5 protein-coding genes are annotated in these 5,013 nt (G+C 59.2%); 1 reads left to right on the top strand and 4 read right to left on the bottom strand.

Translation table 11 applies throughout. The features are described 5' to 3' along the window. The 4 genes from VEK15_00250 to VEK15_00235 form a co-directional block, all read right to left on the bottom strand. On the bottom strand, nucleotides 1-554 hold a 554-nt coding region (locus tag VEK15_00250), incomplete at its 3' end, for an oligosaccharide flippase family protein (GenBank protein HXV59092.1). 130 nt (nucleotides 555-684) lie between these two features. Then, a complete protein-coding gene (locus VEK15_00245; protein ID HXV59091.1) occupies nucleotides 685-1,686 on the bottom strand; it encodes a sulfotransferase in 1,002 nt (333 codons plus the stop codon). Between the two features lie 92 nt (nucleotides 1,687-1,778). Beyond that, on the bottom strand, nucleotides 1,779-2,621 hold the full coding sequence (locus tag VEK15_00240) for a hypothetical protein (GenBank protein ID HXV59090.1): 843 nt from the start codon (nucleotides 2,619-2,621) through the stop codon (nucleotides 1,779-1,781). Nucleotides 2,622-2,700: 79 nt separating this feature from the next. After that, the gene (locus VEK15_00235; protein HXV59089.1) at nucleotides 2,701-3,825 is read right to left on the bottom strand and encodes a glycosyltransferase; all 1,125 of its coding nucleotides are present in this window, start codon (nucleotides 3,823-3,825) and stop codon (nucleotides 2,701-2,703) included. Between the two features lie 120 nt (nucleotides 3,826-3,945). Here VEK15_00235 and VEK15_00230 point away from each other — a divergent pair. Further along, on the top strand, nucleotides 3,946-5,013 hold a 1,068-nt coding region (locus VEK15_00230), incomplete at its 3' end, for a fibronectin type III domain-containing protein (GenBank protein HXV59088.1).

Here is a 5,013-nt window from a genome sequence, read left to right as displayed (position 1 = left end):
AGCCTGTTCGCGAACGCAAAAGCAATCGACACGGACCCGATAGCGGCCAACACGTAACCGATCGCCAATCCAATGATACCGAAACCCAGAACCAGAAGGGCGACGGCCAGGAGGAGCTTTATCAAATTGAATCCGATGTCGTCGGCGTAGGTTCCGCATTGCACCTGCTTGAAGCCGGCACAGATGGCACCGAGCGCGGTGGTCACGACTCGGATCGGAATCGCCAAAACCATGATTCGCAAAACCGGCGCGAGCGATGGGTCTTCGAAGATGCTATTGGCGAGGAAATCGGCGCCAAGAAAAAACACCGCCGCCACGAGCAGACCCACCAATCCGGGCATCGCCGTTCCCAGTTGTATTACTCCCCAAACCTTGCCGTCGTCTCTTTCCTTGAGAGCGATCGGAATGTAACGGACCACGCCCCCGTCGAGTCCGAGAAAGCATATGGCTACCAGCAGAGTGCAAACGGTGATGGCGAGCTTGTATACCCCGTAAGACTCGACACCGAGAAAGCGCGCCGCGAGGATGCTGAAGGCGAAGCTGAGCAGGGACATCAACAGTTTTCCCGCGAAAGTGATGCCACTGCCCTTGGCGGCTACGACCAGGTGCTCGTTGGCTCTCGGGGAAGGCCTTGTCTTGGATCTCGGGAGGGTCGAAACGGTGCTCAAAGACGACGCCAGGCTTTCATTTGAGCGCTCTCGCTTTGCTTCGGTGGACGAAGCGAGAGCCGACCTCGGCGATCTCCGACGCCGGATGATCCGAGCCGATCGGATACCCGAAGAATTCCAGCGATTCACCGCAGATATCGTTGAGCATGTCGATCTGAGCCGGAGTCAGATTGCTCTTCCAGCTGGGAATACGAAGTTGGGACTCGTTGGCATTTACGATCTCGACGGAATCGAGATGCTTGAGGAACCGAGGCGAGTCGTCGTCGAGGCCAGCGAACCGAATGCAAGCTCGCGCCGTCTCCCGGGGGTTTGCGACCAAGTCCTCGTACCGCACCAGGTGGAAGTCTCTCGCCGGCAGCATGCGGGATTTCGCCACGATGTTCCGTATGAGAAGCGTCCAGTGAATTCCCGCCAGGGCGACGAAAGAGTGATCGTATTGCCTCAGCTTTTCCAGGAGATCGGGCTCGGGTATCCCCCAACGCCATTTGTAGACGCCTTCCCAGCCCTGCCACCACTCGACGTGGGTCAGCGAGTTGGCGACGGCTCTGCCGTCTCTGACGATATGGATGAACTTGGCACCGGGAAAAATGGCCTTGAAAAAGTCGATGCGGGACCAGCCCGAGTACTCGGCCACGAAGCGCCTCTTGCCCTGCCATTTCGCGATGTCGGTCACCGCCCGCTCGAAACGTCGAAGGGTGAGCGGCGAGACATCCTCGGCGACGAGGTCGCGAATCGGCTTGGCGAAGCCGTAGAAGAGGTGATTCCACATGGGATAGCTCTCGTCGTGCTTCGGGAAGTAGGAGGCGAACTTCAGCCGTCCTCGCAGCACCGGCAAGTCGACCAGACGCGACAGCAGGGCAACAGGGTATCGCCGGGGAAACCTTTTGTGGTAGTTCGACGGCCAGGCGAAGTCCGGATGATAGGCAATGAGTTGCATGAGCGGCGTGAGGCCGCACCGCCCCGTGCCCATGACGAACACCGGCCGATCTAGGGGTCCTTCGTGACTGTGCTCTTCCATGGCTGCCGAAATCGATCCAAGGCGAAAGATAGGAACCGCGGTCGGCTGGGTGGGGGACTAGAGAATAGAATACACCAGTGTCCCTTATCGCGCTAATACGAACCCCTCGCTGGCATTCCGTGCGATCTCCGGATCACGCCGGTGACCGGCTGGAGGTACAGCTTCCGGAAAGCGTAGTCCGCATACCTCTTGCTCATCGGTGGAGGGGCGAGCGAGTTCGTGCGCCGGAACTCGGACACGTCCAGCTCGAACCGGTCTCCGTACTCTTCTACGTACCGGGGGAAGAGCTCGCGAAGAGCGAAGTCGTAGAGTCGCCTATCCAGCACATTCTTCTCTTCGATGTCGTCCTTGAATCGCTCCAGGAGGTGGCCGGTCGTCACCTTGTTTCCTGAGAGATTCTTCCGTCGGTAGCGGGGATCGAAGTCCATCGGACGCAACTTCTTCTGCAGAAGCACCAGGAACCGGTCGAACTGCTCCACCACGCCCACGAGAAACAGACGTTCCGACAAGACCTCGAGCGCCTCGTCGATATCTCCCGTTTCCGAGAATTTCTTGGTCTGGAAGTTCTCCACCGTCGGGGTGCTCAAGAACTCCTCGAAAGTCAATTTCTTGCCGAGTCGCTCCACCCATTGTTGGTACTGGGAGACGTATCGTTTCGCCGGGTTCCGCAGAATGGTTATGTAACGAATGCCGGGCACGACGTCTTCGAGGCCGGCGAAAGGCTTGACCGAGTGCCCGGCGATACAGCTGAGACCCGGCAGGACGCGCAGCGAAACACGCAGATCCGAGGGCCGGAAAACACGGCGCGACCCCTTGTCGAACGGGCGTACGTCCAGGTATCGCATGAAGAAGTTGTGTCGCAGGATGTGAATGAACGAGGTGCCTGCGGCTTTTTCGACGTGAACGAAAGCCAGCAGTTGGGACGGTCTAGCCATCGTGGCTCCTCAACTGGACGGTCGTTGCTGGTTATCCGGGTTTGGACGGAAAGCAGATCGACTCAGCTCGTTTTACTCTTCAGACGCTTCCTCCGAATCCGTTGTTGGGACAGAGGATCTCCTCGTAGAGCTCGACGAAGCTCTCCATCATCTTCGACAAGCCGAAGTTGTTGAACAGTCGCTCCTTGCCGGCGATACCCATGGATTTTGCCAACCCGGGGTCATCCAGAAGGAGCTCGATCTTCTCCGCGATCACCTCGACGTTTCTGGGCTCCACAACGAAACCGGTCTTCCCGTCGTCGACGATCTCGGCCGTGCCCCCACCGCGGGTGGCGACCACCGGCTTTCCCAGAGCCATGTACTCCATGATGGAGTTCGAGATGCCCTCCCCGTGAAAATTGGGATTCGTGAGAAGGACCCCGACATCGAAGATGTTGACGATCGACTCCACGTCCCGCTGATTGCCGAGGAACTTGATGCGCTCGCCAAAGGCGGGGCTCACCGTCTCGCGACACTCGGCGAGGGTGCTGCCGTCGCCCACGGCGAGAAATGTCACGTCGTCCCGCCGCTCCAGAATACGGGTCGCGGATGCGATGTAGCTCTCGTAGTCTTTGCCGATGTGAAATCGAGCGACCATGCCGACGACATGGGGAGTTTCGATGGCGAAGCGACTTCGCACCCCGTTCGTTCCGAAGACGCGGTTCACCCGGGTCAGGTCGAATCCGTTGTGAACGAAGCGGGACCTCTCCGGTGGCGCGTTATAGGACCGAAGACCGGCTCGCGAGTTCGCCAGGATCACGTCGGAGAAGGGGAACGTGATTTTCGACCGAATGGATTCGCTGAAGGTGACGGCGGCGGGCTGGGGAGCGTCCTGAATCATGAAGTTGATGAACTTGATTCTCAGCAGCTTGGCGCTCGGGACCGCGTAGACCGAGCTCATGGAATCCCAGCTGTGGATGATGTCCGGCCGGAACTCCTTGCATATGTTGTACAGCTTCAGGAAAACTGTGGGGTCCTTCTTGATCCGTCGGTCGAGAAAATAGGTTTTCACGCCGAGCCGCTCGATGTCGTCATAGTGAACTTCTCGCGAGAACAGAACGACCCGGGGGCAGATTGATTTTCCTCGAAGGCCCTTCAACAGCTCGACGAACTGTCTCTGAATGCCGCCTGCGGAAAGGTCGCTCACCAGCAACAAAAGCTTCACGATCATCAATCCTATTGGATTGCGGTCAGACCAAGGCCGGGTCTCTTGGGGGGATATCAAGAATGTAGCCGATCCGGATGGAAGCGTCAAACACGCCGCAGGTCCGGATGTCGTGCGGGCATGGTATCCTCGATCTTGGACTGGGACAGCTGGGGATCGAACGTGAGCGCCAAGGGACTCGACCGCTATCGGATCGTGCCCTGGTGTGCCCTCGTCGTTTTCTTGCCCACGGTTGCCCTGGCGGCGACGCCGGTCGCGGTACCCACGTTCCACAGTATTGGGCTCTACTGGAGTCCGGACGGGGGTGCATCGGGCGAATGCGAGGTTCAGTACCGCCCCGTCGGCGGCTCCGTATGGAGGACGGCTCTGCCCCTATGGCTCGACGAACGGAACGGCGAGTATCGCGGGAGCGTTGTGAATCTGAGTCCGGGGACTCCCTACGAGATTCGCTTGACTTTGTCAGGGCCCAACCAGTCGGTAACCCTGACGGCGTCGACCTGGCGTGAGGACTTTCCCATCGCCCGAGTGGTGTATTTGCCGGAGCAGTCGTCCACTACGCTTCAGATCGATCAGTCGGGGGCCCCGGGAGCTTACATCCTGTATACGGGCCCGGGCGGCAGATCGACCATCGACGTGAAGAACCGCGAGGACAACTGCATCGAAGTGATGCCGGGGGTTTCACACGTCGTGGTCCGGGGCCTGACCTTGCGCGGCGCGCGAGAACACGCCGTTCGATTGCGCGAGGACGTGCACGACGTCGTTCTCGAGGAGAACGACATCAGTGCCTGGGGAGCCGTCGAGCCCGATGGATGGGCGGCCGACCGCCACAGCGCCATTTACGCTGGCCCGGACACAGGAGTCGAGCGTCTCATCGTGCAGAGGAACGCGATCCATCACCCGAGAGGAGATTCCAATAGCTGGGAGGAGTATCGTTCGCGATACGACACCAGCCATCCGATGGGGCCCCGAGCGATCTATTTGGCCGAAAGCAAGGGCAACCACGTCATTCGCTATAACGACATCTACTCCGACGAAGACCATTACTTTGCCGACATCGTCGGGGGAGCGAGCAATTTCAGCTTCCGGGGGTTCCCCCATCGTGATACGGACATATACGCCAATTCCATCTCACATTGTTGGGACGACGGAATCGAGAGCGAAGGCGCCAACACCAACGTGCGAATCTGG

It is taken from the genome of Vicinamibacteria bacterium (assembly GCA_035620555.1).
In the GTDB taxonomy this organism is placed as follows: Bacteria; Acidobacteriota; Vicinamibacteria; order Marinacidobacterales; family SMYC01; genus DASPGQ01.
The sequence above is the reverse complement of the archived record's forward strand: the minus strand, read 5'-3'. Positions and strand labels throughout refer to the sequence as shown.

What these genes read in the sequence shown, in the direction of transcription:
- VEK15_00245 (HXV59091.1), bottom strand. Translation starts at nt 1,686, where the DNA reads ATGGAAGAGCACAGTCACGAAGGACCCCTAGATCGGCCGGTGTTCGTC.
- VEK15_00240 (HXV59090.1), bottom strand. Translation starts at nt 2,621, where the DNA reads ATGGCTAGACCGTCCCAACTGCTGGCTTTCGTTCACGTCGAAAAAGCC.